Below are 14,988 nucleotides of genomic sequence, written 5' to 3'. Positions count from 1 at the left end.
CACGATGTAAAAGGAATGAAACTGTGCGTCATATCGGACAAGCTGGAAAAATGTTTACGCTGTCAGCCGTTGCTTCTGTTCTGTTGCTAGCAGGCTGTGGAAGCACGCCTAAATCTCAATCTAAACCTGTGGAAGTGAAGCCTTCACCTATTGAAACTACACAAGTTGACGATAATGTAACGCCAGAACATAAGCTACTTGAAGCTAAAAGAGTGTGGGCCCGTACACGTGACAAAAATCAGCGCGATACCTTGTTGCTCCAAGCTGCTGACTTATACATCCAAAACCAACAGCCGGTGCACGCACAACAAGTTCTCTTTGAAGTTAAAGAAGGCGGCATTTCAAGTGCAAACCAGTCTTATTATTCGTTGCTAATAACTAAAGCTTATACAGATTTGCCCGGTGCAGCCCCAGAAGAATTGCTGGCCATGCTTGACAACGTAATCGAAACTGACGAAACGGCCTACCAAAAAGCGGAACTTCAAACAAAGCTTTACTCTCAGCAAGGTAACCTTGCGGCAGCGGCAAATAGCGTATTAAAAACGCGTTTGTCAGACGAGCAAAAAGTAGAACAAGTATGGAAATGGATTACTTCTTTGCCGAAAGAATCGCTAAATGCTATTGGAGACGAGTATCCAGCACTAGCTCCATTTCTTACATTGCGAGAACTCACCGAACAATACGCGTCATCACCCATTAAACTTGCCAATAATTTAAAGCAGTTCACGCAGGTGTATCGCGGTCACGTACTTGAAAACGCGTTGCCGGGAGACGTTGTTAAAGCCTCTAAGCTCACCGACGCGGCAGCTAATGATATTGCGGTGCTGCTGCCGCTTTCTGGAAGGTTGGCGCGTTCCGGGCAAGTAGTAAAAGACGGCATTATCGCGGCGTACTATACCGATGTGGAAAAGCGCCAAGATGAACACCTTTTACCGCGCTTGCGATTTATTGATACCAACGGCGTAGACAGCCAGGAATTGATTACCGAGATTGGCGACACTAAATTTATTATAGGCCCTTTGTTAAAGGAAACCATCGAAAGCCTAATACCTAATTTACCCATTGGGATAAATGTATTGGCTCTTAACCGTCCCGAAGAGTTGCCAGACAGTTCTCTTGGTCAATCTACGCCCTATTCCATTGCCACTCAACGAGCAGACGTTGAAAATAAAGCGAGTAATGTGGACTTGGCAGAGCCAAAGACACAAGATGAAATCGGAGCGTTAGATTTACCTGTTTCCCTGAATTATTATGGTCTTGCCCCAGAAGATGAGGCGAAGCAGCTTGCCGAACTCATTTTTAAGAAAGGCTATAGAGCGCCTATTGTAATTGCGGCACAAAACAGTCTTTATCAACGAATGGACGACACGTTCAAAACCCACTGGAAAGCACTTAACAGCGCAGAAAACAAACAGCGCGCAAATATTACGTCGGTCACGTTCAACGACAGCAATTCGCTTCGCGAGGGCATCACTCAAGCGTTGGACGTTGCGCAAAGTAACGAACGTATCAACCAAATCGAGTATATGACCAACGATGAAGTGTACAACATGCCCCGCAGTAGACGGGATATTGATGCAATCGTTGCGTTCTCTTCACCACAAGACACGGAATTGCTTAATCCTATTATTGAAGCGAGCCTAAATCCTTTCGATGGCAAGCAGGTGCCCGTTTATGCCACCTCTCGCTCAATGGATTACGACAGTGGTAAAAACCAATGGCGTGATTTGCAAAACGTTCACTTTATAGACATGCCATGGTTGATGCCGTCACATAAATGGCAACCTTTAGAACAAGAGGTGCAACAAGCATGGGAAAACCAAAACACCATGCAGAAGCGATTATTCGCGTTTGGCTTTGATGCCTATCAGCTTTTACCTCAATTAGGTATGCTTAATACGCTGAAATACCTTTCTCACGACGGACTGACGGGCAATTTATCGTTAAACCAACGAGGTGAAGTTGTACGCAAACAGCCGCAAGCCATTATACGCAACGAAAAAGTAAGAATGCTTTCGGAGTAAATACTATGTCAAAACTGCAAGGGAATGCAGGAGAGGATAAGGCCTGTAAATATTTGATAGAACAAGGCCTTGAGCTTAGGTGTCGAAATTATTACACCAGACGGGGGGAGCTTGACCTTGTGATGCAAGATGGAAACACCATTGTATGTGTTGAGGTTAAATACCGAAAAAGAAACCAGTTCGGCAGTGCGCTGGAATTTGTTACTGCTAAAAAACTACAGAGAATTCAGGCTGCGTTTGAGTTCTATTTGTTAGATAATGGTCTTAACTCAACGTCTACTCCCCTACGGATTGACGTTATCGCCATAGACGGGCATAACCTTCAATGGTTGAAAAACGTAGGCTAGAGATATTTCTTTGCGCATTGTTAAAAGAGCAAAGCATACGATTTCGGTGTATTTAGGTGTACGTTGTTACTCAAATTACCGTAATTTTTTTCATATCCGTAACTCCCCGTCTTTTTAAAAAGAGATTAGAAGTATGATTGAACAAATTAAAGCGAACTTTACAGAAAGCATTCAAACCAAAATTGCAGCTTCAGAAATACTGCCTGAGTCTATCGAAAAAGCGGCCAATATGATGGTTGAAGCGCTTATTCGTGGAAATAAAGTACTGAGTTGCGGAAACGGCGGTTCTGCTGGAGACGCACAGCACTTCTCTTCTGAAATGCTGAACCGCTACGAGCGCGACCGTCCGAGCCTTCCGGCCATAGCGTTGAGTACAGATACTTCTACACTTACCTCGATTGCAAACGACTATAGCTACGATGAAATTTTTGCGAAGCAAGTTCGCGCACTCGGTCAGCCGGGTGACATTCTTTTAGCAATATCTACAAGCGGCAATTCACGCAACGTTATTGCAGCAATGGAAGCCGCACTTTCTCGTGATATGACCATTGTTGCGTTAACAGGTAAAGACGGTGGCGAAATGGCGGGCTTTTTAAGTGAGCACGACGTAGAAATTCGCGTACCGTCGAACCGCACTGCGCGCATTCAAGAGGTGCATTTATTAGTCATTCACAATTTATGTGAATGTATTGATGATAGCTTATTCCCTGCTGACCATGGTGATGAGTAAACACAGCACTATGATTAAAAGCGCTAAATATTTAGGATTACTGGGAACTGTTTTTGCTTTGGTTCTGAGCCTGCAAGGCTGTGTCGTAGCGGTGGGTGCCGCGGGCGCGATGGCGGCAAAAGTGGCTAATGACAGACGAACTGTGGGTACACAGCTAGACGATCAAAATGCCGACGCGGCTGTGTCGTACCAATGGTCAAAAAGCGACGCTCTAAAAGACCAAGCCAACCTTCAAGTTGATGTTTACAACGGCGTGGCGTTGCTGACGGGTCAAGCGCCCAATCAGGGCCTGGTAGACGAGGCCGTTCAACGAGCACAAGAAGTCAGCTACATTAAAAAGATACACAACCAAATTCGTATTGGCGAACCTATTGGTGCAGGAACGCAGGCTAACGATATCTGGCTGGCCTCAAAAGTGCGGACTAAAATCGTTGCCGATGAGCGTGTCCCTGCATTACAGGTTAAAGTAGTTGTTCAAGATTCCGAGGTCTTTCTCATGGGCCGCTTGAATAATCTGGAAGCTACCGCAGCAGTTGATATTGCGCGTAATATTACAGGTGTTGCTCGCGTCGTTAGAGCCTTTGAAATTGTTCAATAGAGAGTTAGCCACTGCCCTTTTGGTTGCAGGGGCGCTCTTTATGGAAATTTTAGATGCTACCGTTATTACTACGGCGCTCCCCGTAATTGCTGCCGACTTTAATGTACCGGCAGCCCACCTTTCTATTGGCGTGTCAGCCTACCTGGTCGCCGTCACTCTTTTCATTCCGCTGAGTGGTTATGTTGCAGATAAATTCGGCGCTCGTACTATCTTTATCGCGGCTATTGCTATTTTCACATTGGCTTCTGTACTTTGTGGGCTAAGCACAACCTTATTAGAGTTTACGCTATCGCGAATTCTTCAGGGGTTGGGCGGCGCCATGATGGTCCCTGTTGGTCGCCTTGTTGTGCTGCGTGATCTGCCAAAAGAAAAACTGGTAAAAACCGTGGCTATAATTACATGGCCTGCGCTGAGTGCTCCACTGCTCGGCCCCGTACTTGGTGGTTATATAGCAACACACTTTAGCTGGCAGTGGATTTTCTACATGAATATCCCACTGGGCGCTATTGCCATTGTGGCGTCTCTGTATTTGCTTAGGAATACCAAAGGCGATGTGGGTAAATTCGACGTGAAGGGTTTTCTTCTTACTGGGGTCGGATTCGCCTTGTTTATGGCAGGCATTGAATTCCTAGCCAGTACCAGCGACAAACTAGTCCAGTCACTTGCCGTTATTACCATGGGTATAGTGCTTATGATGTTTGCCATAAGGCACGTAAAAACAGCCAAAAGCCCGCTATTTTCATTCGATGCGATGCAGCACAAAACGTTCAGGCTTTCTGTTTATGGCGGGTCTGTTGTGCGTGTAGCACTAGGCAGCGCCCCGTTTCTTGTGCCGCTAATGCTGCAGCTTGGATTGGGTTACACACCCGTAGAGGCTGGCTCTTTATTACTGTGGCTTTTTGCAGGGAATTTGGCGATTAAGCCTGCGACAACGTGGATAATGAACACATTTGGGTTTAAACGTGTGCTAGTAGTGAATGGCGTGCTTATCGCGCTTGGCTTTTTCGCTTTTGCTTTCATTAACCACAGCACTTCTTCATTAATGATAGCAACAATACTTTTTGTAAACGGTGTGACTCGCTCAATGCACTTAACGCTGCTAAACACCATTGCCTTTGCAGACGTACCGCCCACTAAAATGCGAGACGCGAACACGCTGGGCGCGATTCTAATGCAAATGAATCGAGGCTTAGGCATCACGCTTTCAGCCCTTGCCATCGCTGTTGCAGCGCTTATATTAGAACAAAGCCCTGATACACCTAACTTGCAAACATTTTCTATCGCTATGCTGTTTATGGGAGCGATAGCGCTTGTCAGTATTTACGACAGCCTCCTACTTTCAAAAGAAGACGGTGTATCAGTATTAAATAAACGCAAAACAAAGAAAAAGCAGCAAACGCAATAATCTTTAAAGTACTCGTAGTAACTTAAACTAAGCATTTAATTACTCTCGCCAGTCGACCTTTTTCAATTAGCCTGTTCTAAGCATTTGGTGACAAATGTCACATACTATTGATGATTTTTGTGACTAACCCAAAGCACAACACTCACGCATACTTGACCTATCGAAATAACCAAGAAAGGTAAGAAAGAAATGGAACAGGTATCGTCATCTCGCACAGCTATCAGCTTAAAAAGAACTCAGCCAACGCTTGAACAGCAACGCGAAAGCTTTAAACAGAACCGGTTCATCGCAATGCCACTGGCCGGTACTATTGTTTGGGCAACATTAGGCGCGAGCGCTCCCTTTGTGTCAGAATTAACAATCACGTGGATGCTGTATATCGGTACTGGCGCTATTTTTTACTTAGGTGCTGGACTGTCATACCTCACCGGCGAGCGATTTTTTGCTAAAAAGGCCACATCAAATAGCTTCGATCGCCTTTTTTTCGTTGGCATGCTAATGAGCCTTTTGGTGTTCGCCATCGCACTTCCGGTTGCGGCGATAGACCATACAACGGTTTCTCTTAGCATAGGAATTTTAGCTGGACTCATGTGGATGCCACTATCTTGGGCTATTGAACACTGGGTAGGTTATTTCCACACTATCGCAAGAACCTTTGGCATTGTTGGCGCTTGGTATCTGTTCCCGGATGCTCGTGTCGAAGCCATATCTGCGGTCATAGTTTCAGTTTATATCGTCTCTTTAATTGCACTCGAACGTCGCTTTCAAACCTGCAATGTGAAGAAAAGAGCAAACGCTCAGATACCAATTTAAGCACGATTTACCGCAATAGAATACGCTCTACAACAAAACAACCAAAAGGAATTCATCATGACTTACTTATTTTTAGCCATTGCTATCGTTACGGAAGTTACCGCTACCATGCTACTTAAAATGTCTAACGGCTGGGAAAAGTGGGCGTTCGGCTACGGCGCTATATTTTTCTATACTGTGTCCGGAATGCTGTTTGCCATGGTCTTAAAAAACATGGGGATTGGCGTTGCCTATGCGATCTGGTCAGGTATGGGTATCGCACTTATCACCGCTGCTTCGGTGGTATTTTGGAAACAAACTTTCGACATTTATGCCGTGCTAGGTATTATGTTAATTATCTCGGGCACCTTGCTTATCACTAGCAAGTCAGCCGTTGTATTTCAGTAAGGACGAAATACTCGCAATGCGCAGCCAAAACCACATAATAAATAACACCAGCGCAGTGCCTACCGCTCATGTAGGTGATGGCACTGCGAAAATGGGGGAATCTATAAGCCATGTAGACAAGAACGATATGGTGCCGGTCATGCCGCTTTTGGGAAATGGACGCAAAAAACGCTGGTCGCACGGCAGTTTATTTTTTTCGCTGTTTTTCTTTGTCCCACTGATTATTTCACGCCCACTACCTGTTGAAACATGGATATTTCAATCAGCAGGATATATTTGCTTCGTCACTCTTTACATTAGAGCTATAAAACAACCCGCTAAAACACTGCCGAGCTTTTTGCTGCTGATGTTTTTATTATCAGTGGCTTGCAGCTTCCAAAATCCAGGAGCTGCAACAATTGTAGGTTTTATTGCTTTCATCGTCGGGTACTATAACTCGCTGAGAACAGGCATACTTACCATCAGCACCATGATGGTACTACTTACATCATTAAACTTTTCCGTATTTGACGGTGCTGGTTTCCTCCTTCTTGCCTCCTTGTTGAACAGCATCGTTCTATTTGGCTTTGGCGTTATGGAGCGAAAAGAAACGCTTCACGGCTTAAAAGAAAGCCAGCAGGCGGAAGCCCTTAGGGTATTATCCGCGATAGCCGAACGTGAGCGTATAGGTCGAGATTTACACGATGTAGCAGGACACGCTCTTAGCTCCATTTCTTTAAAGGCGCAGCTGGCCGATAAACTGATAAGTAAAGACAAAATCGAAGAGGCTCATCGTGAAGTGAAAGCATTAGCCCAGCTTTCTCAGTCTTTGTTGAGCGATATTCGCCAAGCAGTATCAGATATTAAGCAGCTTTCGCTTTGTGATGAAATAGCGAAAGATAAGGCGCTTTTGGAAGAAAATGGCTTTACCGTTATTACCAATATTGAAGACAGAGAAGACGCACGTTTAAGTACAAAACAAGAAAGTCAGCTCGCACTTATTATCAAGGAACTTACGACAAATACACTGCGCTACTCAACGGGAAACACGGTGTCATTCAGTGTTGAAGTTTACGAACAGACCGTGAAGATGACTTATAAAGACCATGGAATTGTTAAGAGCAGTGAGTCGATAAAAGAAGGGAACGGTCTAATGGGAATTAGAGAGCGCGCCGCATCTATCCATGCCAATGTGGACATTTCCTTTACCCCCCACCCCATTGTCATTCTTCAACTCAACGTTGATCAAAGTTCGTCTATGAAGGCTGCGCTATGAATTCAAAAGTCACTACTATTTTGATCGTTGAAGATCAGTCTTTGGTTCGCGATGCCATAGCCATGCTCTTGTCATTAGAAGACGATCTAACTGTTGTCGGTAAGTGCAGCAATGGACAAGAAGCGATTAATTATTTAAATGAACACCCTGCGCCCGATATCATTTTGAGCGATATAGAAATGCCGCTGGTATCTGGACTAGATTTAGCGGCTCATCTCGCCAATGAAAGCCTCAGTACCAAGATGGTCCTTATGACCACATTTTCAAAACCAGGTTATATCAAGCGGGCGTTAAGTTTAGGGGTAAAAGGGTTTATTTTAAAAGAATCGGATAGCGACTATTTAATAAAGGCAATTCATGACGTATCTGCCGGAGAAAAGGTAATTTCCACCGAGCTTGCGATAATGGCATTAGATGACAACAACCCGCTATCAAAAAAAGAAATGTCGGCGCTTAAGCTGGCATCAGAAGGGCTGAAAACTCAAGATATAGCGCGGTCGCTGTTTTTATCTGAAGGAACCGTAAGAAACTACTTGTCAGAAGCGATATCTAAGCTAGACGCCACAAACCGGGTAGACGCTGCTCGCATAGCGAAACAAAAAGGCTGGCTCTAATTGCTGGCCAAAAATGCTAACTTAAAACCAAGGTGTCGTGATAGTTTTAGATGTGGAGACTTTTAGCTTTTCAGATAGTCCGGTAAGTACCCGTTCAGGTCCATATACAATACCTTGGTGGTTAGCTGTCCAAATGCAGGTAAGAATACTGGTTCCTTTGCGTAATTCGCATTGCCACTTTGACGTATTTTCTGCCAGTCTTTCATAGTCATCTTCAATTTCCCAGCCGCTATCAACATGGTCGACTATAAGCTGTTCAAACTGAGCGAACGAAATGGGCTGTATAACCACCCATTCATTTTTCTTAAACTTTTTTTCCAACCGCGATTTTTTAAAATTGGTAAACAATCCCACACCTCAACTCCATATGATTTTAAGGTCTAGCTGCGATAAGGGCCTAGTATCTAGACACCGTTCCCATAATTTGCCCTGATGGTGAAGGACACGAACACGCAGTTCCAACCATTTCACCATTTGCCGTTGGGCATACCCCATATTCACCGTTACCACTATAACGGCACTGATTGCCAAACTCTGGCTTAGCAGTCGCTACTCCATCGTTTTTGTTAGCGTGATTTTCTACATCGTCAGGTAGATACACAGTATAAGTGCAGCCAAATACAAGCATAGATACTGCGAGTAAAGTAATGCCGTAAAGCGCGCTTGTTTTCATAGATAATCGTCGGACATTGCTAGAACAGTTTTAAAACTATGCCAATAATGAAGATAAAACAAGAAAAAATAAGCAAAAAAAAGCCAGTCTGAAGACTGGCTTTGTAATCATAACTCGTTGTAGCTATTAGAATTCAGTTGAGAATCTAACGCCAAACTCACTCGCGTCGTTGCTTAAAATTTGCAGGATATAGTCACCTGTATTCAAGCGCGCATTGTCGTAACGCTCATCGAAAATGTTGCGACCGTAAAGTGCGACTGTGTACGCTTCATTCGCTGGCGTATACGCGATATCAAAGTTAACTAACGCACGGCTGTCAAGCTCTGTCATACGCTCTGGCGCAGATGTTGGCTCACCGTACATTTCTGAACGGTAAGAGTAGTCAGCACGCACGCGAATTGAATCGCCACCATCAAGTTCGAAGGTGTATTGTGGACCAATTGCTAGCGTAAGGTCTGGAGTCAGTGGTGCTACCGGATTAAACCCGTCTTGCTCTTCCACATCAACATCCATGTAACCAATGCTGGTCATCATGCTGAAGTTGCCATAGTTGAACGTTGCATCAGCTTCAATACCGCGTGATGTTTGTTCAACAACAAGGTTGGCTGTGTCGAAACCGCCTTCGCTTACGCGACTTACTTGGTAAGGCAGATCTTCAAACTCAGTGTTAAATACAGCAACACTGATGTCAAAGTAGTCGTTTACACGACCTTTAATACCTACTTCATAATTAGTTGCAGTAATGTTGTCTGACGCTGTGAAGCAGTTATTGGCACGTACGGCAGCTTGCGCGCCTTCGATATCATCGAAGCCACCCGCACCGAAGAACTGGCCGATTAGGCAGTAAGGACGTGCTGGAAACTGGCCCGACTGGTAGCCAGACTGAATAGTTGCGTAACCTGTCATGCCGTTTTCAAACGTATAGTTGGTAGCAAGCTCCCAAGTAACTTCATCCCATTCGTTTGAGTCGAAGATTGTACCAAGTGCTGAAAATACGTTAGCAGACGCTTCTTTTTCATCCTCGGTGTATCGAATACCACCTGACACGCTTAGCTCATCAGTTAGGTCGCGACGCACATTTACATATACCGCTTTAGATGTGGTTTCTTGGTCTAGCTCAAGTAAGTTTGGACCGCCGTCGAAGTTAGAGTCGTCGCCTTGGCGGTTGCTACCTTCTTCATTGAAATAGTAAAGACCAGCAACAAAGTCAGTGTACTCGTTGATGTAGCCGTTAAGCTGAAGTTCAATAGAGGTTTGGTCAGCTTCACCGCGCTCAGGGAACTGATCTAATGAAAAAACGGTACCGTCATCATCAAGACCCGCTTTGTACTTAGATGTACGTTGGCTAGCTACCACCTTTGCGGTGTAATCTTCGTTGATATCCCACTCGGTAGTCAGTGAAAGACCGCGGGCTTCGTTCGATACGCCAGTTACCGCTTCAGTACCTGTAGCATTATCATAAATGTCAGCACCTTCAGGTGTAACATCTGTGTTACGCAACTCAACACCTAAGCCGTTGCCACCACCGAAATAGCGCGCAGAGCCCACTTCGTCAATTAGCACAGTGTAAGGACGTAGGCCGCCGTCACCGTTGTTTGCATCTGCGGTTAGTACCATGCGGAAGTCGTCAGACGGTTCCCACTTAAGTGATACACGACCTGAAATATCTTCAGTTTCACCCACATCGTATTCAGCGTTAGGTACATTAATAAACTCACCTAGGCCATCGCGTTTGTTAAACGCTAGATTCATGTTGAACGCAACAGTTTCAGTTAAGCCATGGTTAACAAAGATGTCGGCTTTAACGCGGCCGCGAGTACCAAACTCGGTATTTACTTTAGTTACATCACCTTGATCTGGCTCTTTTGTAATGATGTTGATAGCACCACCAATTGAGTTACGACCATATAGTGTACCCTGAGGGCCACGAAGCACCTCGATACGCTGGATGTTGTTTAAGCTCCAGTTTTGACCAACTTGACGACCCAGATAGACGCCGTCAACGTAGACACTTACGCCAGGATCTGTAGTAATAAGGTGATCTTGAAGACCGATACCACGAATAAAAGGGTTTACAGAAGACGTGTGGCCCGCAGAGAAACCAGTAACGTTAAGGTTTGGTACAAACTTACCTACGTCTGTTAGATCTGTAATGCCTTGTGCTGCTAGCTTGTCGCCGTCAAAAGCACTGATTGCGATAGGAACTTCATAAATGACTTGAGGGCGTTTTGTTGCGGTAACGGTAATGGCTTCAAACTTTTGTTCTTCTGTTGCTTCAGCTTCTTGAGCAACGGCAATGTTTGAAAGAGCTGGAACGGTCATCGCTACTGCTAGTGCGACAGGTGAAAGCTTACTGGCGAGTGTCTTAGACACGTCAGTATTGGTTTTCATGGTGTAACCCCTTTTGCGTGAGTGTTAGGTATAAATTTGTTGTTATAGGCTGCTTCAAGTTCTTCTTTGGAACTTTGAAAGGCTAAACTCACTGAATTAAGAGGCGCACATAACCTTGTGCTAATACCGGATTACAGGCAATAAAAAAGTAAGTCGTAATAAAACATTACAAACTTACTTTCAATAAAACTCTGCTTCAAAAGTAGTGAATACTTTTCCAGTCCCTTAAAACTCAGTAGAAGAATTTAGGCTTGAAGACTGGAACGACATGTTACCGTCACTTTGCGATCTTGCAAAGTGAAATATTACACTTTTACTAAATCAAGACTTCAATATTAGACTAATTGGTTAGGTATCGCACTGACTTTCAAGTTCAGATAATAGGATTAAAATCTAAATATATTCAAATACTTAACAGGTCTAACCACTAAAAAATGGTGTAAAAAAACCAATGTTGAAAGCTTGACCAGTTGGACAAAATCTAACCACGCATTACTGCTATTGAAAGTTAGCGCGCTTTAAAAACAATTCTTTATCCTTTTACAGGTAAAAACAATTTCAGTACCCAGCACTTTTTTCATGAATCCATCACTCATATCCTTAGTACTGATGAAAAATACCGGGACTTTTCACCGCCAACGTACGACTAATATCTCACCCCTTTGTCGACAATATGCACCAATTACACTTGAATAAAGACTGAATAAGACATATATTGTCGACATTACCTCAAAAAAAGACTATGTATTGTGCTATCAAAAAGCGAACAAGCCATAACCAACGCTGACCGCACGTTCTTTCAACTGAGAAAGGACATAGTAGAGGGCGTTATTCCCGCAGGCAGCAAGCTGAGTGAAATGGAATTGTCGACAAAGTACGAGGTCAGTCGTGCGGTTATTCGCGAGGCAATTAACCGCTTAGCCACCTGCCACCTTGTAGAGCGCAAAGCCAATGTTGGCGCTCGCGTTGTAGCACTCTCACCCGAAGGACTCATTCAACTTTATCAGGTGCGCGAAGCGTTAGAAGGCATGGCGGCCCGTTTAGCTGCCCGCTACATGAGCGATGATGAAATTGCAAACATGCAGGCACTGCTAGACAGCCACTTCGACAAAGTCAAAGACAGCCACAGCTATTATCAAGAGGCCGGCGATGTAGACTTTCACTACAGAATTGTAACTGGCAGCAAAAACGAACATTTAATTAGCGTACTTATTGACGGTTTGTATCACCTTGTACGCATGTATCGCGTGCAGTTAGGTATGGCAGGGCCCCGTGTGAGCACTGCGTTTGACGAGCATAGACACATTGTTAACGCCATTGCGAACCGCGACGAGGAACTAGCAGAAATGCTTATGCGCCGCCATATTCTTTATTCAAAAAACAATATTGAGAAGAAGTTGAATCATGGTTAATTCTACCAACGCTTCTTCAAATCTTATTCACCTCTACCCTACTTTCAAATAAGCGAGTGATTATCATGAGTGCAGGAAAGAAATTTAGAACCGCCCTTGAGCAGAACAAACCCCTACAAATTGTAGGTACTATCAATGCCTATTCCGCCATGATGGCAAAAGCTATTGGTCACCAAGCCATTTATTTATCAGGCGGCGGCGTAGCCAATGCATCCTACGGCTTGCCAGACTTAGGCATGACCTCGCTTAATGACGTAATTGCAGATGTTCAGCGTATTACCAGTGCCTGTGATCTACCGCTTTTAGTCGATATTGATACCGGCTGGGGCGGTGCATTTAACATTGCCAAAACCATTCGTGATATGGAAAAAGCGGGAGCTGCGGCCGTTCACATGGAAGATCAGGTGGCACAAAAACGTTGTGGCCATCGCCCTAATAAAGAAATTGTGAGCACTGCTGAAATGGTAGACCGTATTAAAGCCGCGGTAGATGCCAGAACAGATCCAGATTTTTTCATCATGGCCCGTACTGACGCATTTGCTCAAGAAGGCTTAGAGAAAGCCATTGAACGTGCTAAAGCCTATGTTGCAGCAGGGGCAGATGGCATATTCGCAGAAGCAGTGCAAACTGAAGAGCACTACCGCGCATTTGCAGAAGCACTAGACGTTCCGATCCTAGCCAATATCACAGAATTTGGCAAAACCGAGCTTTGGAATAAAGAAGAACTGGGCGAATGGGGTGCCGACATGGTGCTGTACCCACTAAGTGCATTCCGCGCTATGAATAAAGCAGCAGAAATGGTGTATAAATCTATACTTGAATACGGCGACCAAAAAGCCGTTGTCGACACCATGCAAACACGCATGGAGCTATACGATTACCTTGGCTACCACGAATACGAGCAAAAGCTAGATGCCCTATTCGCAGAAAGCAAAAACTAAATTAATAAACGATTGCAGCTTGAAGTTGGCGGGTACGAGGATGCAGGGGTGAAGCTCCTTGGAACAGGGGCAGTACACAGGGCGTTACCACGCCGTGAACCCATCCATGGGGGCTCCGTTTCGGCATCCATGCCTCAAAGGGGTGACGCCCTGTGCACCGCCCCCGCTATTTCGCTGCCTCGCACCCAGTTTAAGTTGAGTTTTAACCGTTTTAATCAGAAATATTTTTCAAAAGTACCTTACATATTATACAAGACCGGAGACAACAAGATGGCTAAACAGTTAAGTGGCGCGGGTTTACGCGGCCAAGTTGCAGGTAAAACAGCATTATCAACCGTAGGTAAATCAGGTTCTGGTTTAACCTATCGTGGTTACGACGTAAAAGACTTAGCGCAAAACTGCCAGTTTGAAGAAGTGGCGTACCTTATTCTTAAGGGCAAGCTACCTAACCAGTCTGAACTGGACGCTTATAAAACAAAACTTCGCGGCATGCGCGGCCTTCCAACAGCACTGAAAGAAGTGCTAGAGCGCATTCCAAAAAATGCCCACCCAATGGACGTACTTCGTACAGGCTGTTCAATGCTAGGTAACCTTGAAATGGAAACCAGCTTCGAGCAACAGCAAGATGTGACAGACCGTATGTTGGCATGTTTCCCTAGCATTATTTGTTACTGGTATCGCTTCTCGCACGACGGCGTGCGCGTTGATGTTGAAACCGATGACGATTCAATTGGCGGTCACTTCCTGCATATGCTTCATGGCGAAAAGCCACGTGAACTGCATGAACAAGTTATGCATGTATCGCTAATTCTGTATGCCGAGCACGAGTTTAACGCGTCTACATTTACAGCACGAGTGTGTGCTTCAACGCTATCTGATATGCATTCTTGCGTGACCGGTGCTATCGGTTCACTGCGTGGCCCACTTCACGGCGGTGCAAACGAAGCCGCAATGGAAATGATAGAAGGCTTTACCTCTGCCGACGACGCTGAAGAGAAAATGATGGGCATGCTTGAGCGCAAAGAGAAGATCATGGGCTTTGGCCACGCTATCTACTCTGATTCTGACCCACGTAACGAAATCATCAAGCAATGGTCAGAAAAACTGGCTGCCGATGTGGGCGACGACGTGCTTTACCCTGTCTCTGTTCGCTGTGAAGAAGTCATGTGGCGCGAGAAGAAGCTTTTCTGTAATGCCGATTTCTTCCATGCCTCTGCGTATAACTTTATGGGCATTCCTACACCGCTATTCACGCCAATCTTCGTAATGTCTCGTCTTACAGGTTGGGCCGCGCATGTAATGGAACAGCGCGCTGACAACCGTATTATTCGTCCATCTGCCGAGTACACAGGTGAAGAGCTTCGCCCAGTGCCTGCTATCAGCGAACGCGCGTAAGGT

The 14,988-nt window shown here is 45.0% G+C and carries 15 protein-coding genes; 12 read left to right on the top strand and 3 right to left on the bottom strand.

What is annotated here, in order from left to right:
• Positions 1-23 precede the first annotated feature (23 nt).
• The 9 genes from GVO62_RS03900 (at position 24) to GVO62_RS03860 (ending at position 8,173) form a co-directional block, all read left to right on the top strand.
• Entirely contained in the window at positions 24-2,024 is a 2,001-nt protein-coding gene (locus tag GVO62_RS03900; RefSeq protein ID WP_159117819.1) for a penicillin-binding protein activator, read from the top strand.
• A 5-nt stretch (positions 2,025-2,029) separates the two neighbouring features.
• Positions 2,030-2,371, top strand: a complete 342-nt coding sequence (locus GVO62_RS03895) for a YraN family protein (protein WP_159117818.1) — start codon at positions 2,030-2,032, stop codon at positions 2,369-2,371.
• Positions 2,372-2,504: 133 nt separating this feature from the next.
• Positions 2,505-3,101, top strand: a complete 597-nt coding sequence (locus GVO62_RS03890; RefSeq protein WP_105929513.1) for a phosphoheptose isomerase — start codon at positions 2,505-2,507, stop codon at positions 3,099-3,101.
• Positions 3,064-3,699, top strand: coding sequence for a BON domain-containing protein (locus GVO62_RS03885; RefSeq protein WP_236547057.1), 636 nt, complete (start codon positions 3,064-3,066; stop codon positions 3,697-3,699). Before GVO62_RS03890 ends, GVO62_RS03885 begins: the two co-directional genes overlap by 38 nt.
• 40 nt (positions 3,700-3,739) lie before the next feature.
• Complete coding sequence (locus tag GVO62_RS03880) at positions 3,740-5,104, top strand: MFS transporter (RefSeq protein ID WP_159117817.1); 1,365 nt, start codon at positions 3,740-3,742, stop codon at positions 5,102-5,104.
• A gap of 189 nt (positions 5,105-5,293) precedes the next feature.
• Positions 5,294-5,917 (top strand): DUF7010 family protein, encoded by a 624-nt coding sequence (locus GVO62_RS03875; protein ID WP_159117816.1) that lies wholly within the window; start codon positions 5,294-5,296, stop codon positions 5,915-5,917.
• 57 nt (positions 5,918-5,974) lie between these two features.
• Complete coding sequence (locus GVO62_RS03870; protein ID WP_105929510.1) at positions 5,975-6,304, top strand: DMT family transporter; 330 nt, start codon at positions 5,975-5,977, stop codon at positions 6,302-6,304.
• A gap of 16 nt (positions 6,305-6,320) precedes the next feature.
• Positions 6,321-7,559: a sensor histidine kinase gene (locus GVO62_RS03865; protein ID WP_159117815.1), complete on the top strand. Its 1,239-nt coding sequence runs from the start codon at positions 6,321-6,323 to the stop codon at positions 7,557-7,559.
• Complete coding sequence (locus GVO62_RS03860; protein WP_159117814.1) at positions 7,556-8,173, top strand: response regulator transcription factor; 618 nt, start codon at positions 7,556-7,558, stop codon at positions 8,171-8,173. Before GVO62_RS03865 ends, GVO62_RS03860 begins: the two co-directional genes overlap by 4 nt.
• Positions 8,174-8,194: 21 nt before the next feature.
• Here GVO62_RS03860 and GVO62_RS03855 read toward each other — a convergent pair whose 3' ends face one another.
• The 3 genes from GVO62_RS03855 to GVO62_RS03845 all read right to left on the bottom strand — a co-directional run bounded on the left by GVO62_RS03855 (position 8,195) and on the right by GVO62_RS03845 (position 11,237).
• Entirely contained in the window at positions 8,195-8,527 is a 333-nt protein-coding gene (locus tag GVO62_RS03855) for a hypothetical protein (RefSeq protein WP_120961884.1), read from the bottom strand.
• Positions 8,528-8,570: 43 nt separating this feature from the next.
• Positions 8,571-8,846, bottom strand: a complete 276-nt coding sequence (locus tag GVO62_RS03850; protein WP_159117813.1) for a hypothetical protein — start codon at positions 8,844-8,846, stop codon at positions 8,571-8,573.
• Between the two features lie 126 nt (positions 8,847-8,972).
• Entirely contained in the window at positions 8,973-11,237 is a 2,265-nt protein-coding gene (locus GVO62_RS03845) for a TonB-dependent receptor (protein ID WP_159117812.1), read from the bottom strand.
• Positions 11,238-11,986: 749 nt separating this feature from the next.
• Between GVO62_RS03845 and GVO62_RS03840 the strand changes: the two genes are divergently transcribed.
• From GVO62_RS03840 to prpC, 3 genes are all read left to right on the top strand, one after another.
• The gene (locus GVO62_RS03840) at positions 11,987-12,649 is read left to right on the top strand and encodes a GntR family transcriptional regulator (protein ID WP_105929505.1); all 663 of its coding nucleotides are present in this window, start codon (positions 11,987-11,989) and stop codon (positions 12,647-12,649) included.
• Positions 12,650-12,714: 65 nt separating this feature from the next.
• Positions 12,715-13,590: a methylisocitrate lyase gene (prpB, locus tag GVO62_RS03835; protein WP_159117811.1), complete on the top strand. Its 876-nt coding sequence runs from the start codon at positions 12,715-12,717 to the stop codon at positions 13,588-13,590.
• 270 nt (positions 13,591-13,860) lie between these two features.
• Positions 13,861-14,985 carry a bifunctional 2-methylcitrate synthase/citrate synthase gene (prpC, locus tag GVO62_RS03830; protein ID WP_159117810.1) on the top strand — a complete coding sequence of 375 codons (1,125 nt, stop codon included), beginning with the start codon at positions 13,861-13,863 and terminating at the stop codon, positions 14,983-14,985.
• Positions 14,986-14,988: the final 3 nt, after the last annotated feature.

This window comes from Alteromonas sp. KUL150 (assembly GCF_009811475.1).
Classification (GTDB): Bacteria; Pseudomonadota; Gammaproteobacteria; order Enterobacterales; family Alteromonadaceae; genus Alteromonas; species Alteromonas gracilis.
This window is presented reverse-complemented; position numbering and strand designations above follow the sequence as displayed.

Excerpts from the sequence above, each read along its gene's own strand:
- prpB (WP_159117811.1), top strand. The coding sequence starts at position 12,715 with ATGAGTGCAGGAAAGAAATTTAGAACCGCCCTTGAGCAGAACAAACCC.
- GVO62_RS03890 (WP_105929513.1), top strand. The coding sequence starts at position 2,505 with ATGATTGAACAAATTAAAGCGAACTTTACAGAAAGCATTCAAACCAAA.
- GVO62_RS03895 (WP_159117818.1), top strand. The coding sequence starts at position 2,030 with ATGTCAAAACTGCAAGGGAATGCAGGAGAGGATAAGGCCTGTAAATAT.
- GVO62_RS03870 (WP_105929510.1), top strand. The coding sequence starts at position 5,975 with ATGACTTACTTATTTTTAGCCATTGCTATCGTTACGGAAGTTACCGCT.
- GVO62_RS03860 (WP_159117814.1), top strand. The coding sequence starts at position 7,556 with ATGAATTCAAAAGTCACTACTATTTTGATCGTTGAAGATCAGTCTTTG.
- GVO62_RS03850 (WP_159117813.1), bottom strand. The coding sequence starts at position 8,846 with ATGAAAACAAGCGCGCTTTACGGCATTACTTTACTCGCAGTATCTATG.
- GVO62_RS03845 (WP_159117812.1), bottom strand. The coding sequence starts at position 11,237 with ATGAAAACCAATACTGACGTGTCTAAGACACTCGCCAGTAAGCTTTCA.
- GVO62_RS03880 (WP_159117817.1), top strand. The coding sequence starts at position 3,740 with ATGGAAATTTTAGATGCTACCGTTATTACTACGGCGCTCCCCGTAATT.
- GVO62_RS03875 (WP_159117816.1), top strand. The coding sequence starts at position 5,294 with ATGGAACAGGTATCGTCATCTCGCACAGCTATCAGCTTAAAAAGAACT.
- prpC (WP_159117810.1), top strand. The coding sequence starts at position 13,861 with ATGGCTAAACAGTTAAGTGGCGCGGGTTTACGCGGCCAAGTTGCAGGT.
- GVO62_RS03865 (WP_159117815.1), top strand. The coding sequence starts at position 6,321 with ATGCGCAGCCAAAACCACATAATAAATAACACCAGCGCAGTGCCTACC.
- GVO62_RS03885 (WP_236547057.1), top strand. The coding sequence starts at position 3,064 with ATGATAGCTTATTCCCTGCTGACCATGGTGATGAGTAAACACAGCACT.